A 784-nucleotide genomic window follows, 5' to 3' on the forward strand; every position below is an offset into this window, starting at 1 on the left:
TACCACGATAACGAATGGGGCATTGTTCAACATAATAGCCTTAAATTATTTGAAATGATTTGCCTTGAAGGGCAACAAGCAGGGTTATCATGGATTACTGTTTTGAAAAAGCGTGATGAATATCGCCGTTGCTTTTTCAATTTTGACCCCAAAAAAATCATAAGATTGTCAACTGAAGATATTGAGCAATTACTTAAAAATAAAGGACTGATCCGTAATCGTTTAAAGTTAAATAGCATTGTCAAAAATGCCCATGCTTATTTAAATATGCAAAAAAAAGGGGAAGATTTCTCGCAATTTATCTGGTCTTTTGTAAACGGCAAGCCCATTATTAACCACTTTAAAGATAAAAGTGAAGTGCCTGTAAGCACCGAAATATCTGACAACATGTCAAAGGAGTTAAAAAAAAGAGGCTTTAGTTTTGTTGGCTCCACAATTTGTTATGCTTTTATGCAATCAATGGGACTGGTTGATGATCATTTTCAGAATTGCTTTAAAAAAGGATGTTAATTTAATGAATATATTGAAGTTATTAAAGTATTTCGTAATCACTATTTTAAGTTATTTTATTGTCTGTAATATTATTATTTTTATTTATGCACAACAAAAGCCCGTTGATAATGCTGAAACTATGGTTGTGTTAGGATCTCAAGTTGTCGGCACGCCAGCTACAGCGCCTTTAACTTTACAAATTCGTTTAGATATTGCTGCTACTTACTTACAAAATAATCTTCAAACTAAAGTCGTTGTTTGTGGTGGACAAGGTAAAGATGAATCAGCAAGT

Annotated in this window: 1 protein-coding gene and 1 pseudogene; both read left to right on the forward strand. The window is 32.7% G+C overall.

All coding sequences use genetic code 11. The features are described from left to right. A partial coding sequence (locus A9G30_RS09720; protein ID WP_065588823.1) for a DNA-3-methyladenine glycosylase I occupies positions 1–510 on the forward strand: 510 nt, incomplete at its 5' end. 4 nt (positions 511–514) lie between these two features. Next, a pseudogene (locus tag A9G30_RS09725) lies at positions 515–784 on the forward strand (YdcF family protein); the annotation flags it as partial.

This window comes from Gilliamella sp. Fer4-1, assembly GCF_001690515.1.
GTDB lineage: Bacteria > Pseudomonadota > Gammaproteobacteria > Enterobacterales > Orbaceae > Gilliamella > Gilliamella apicola_C.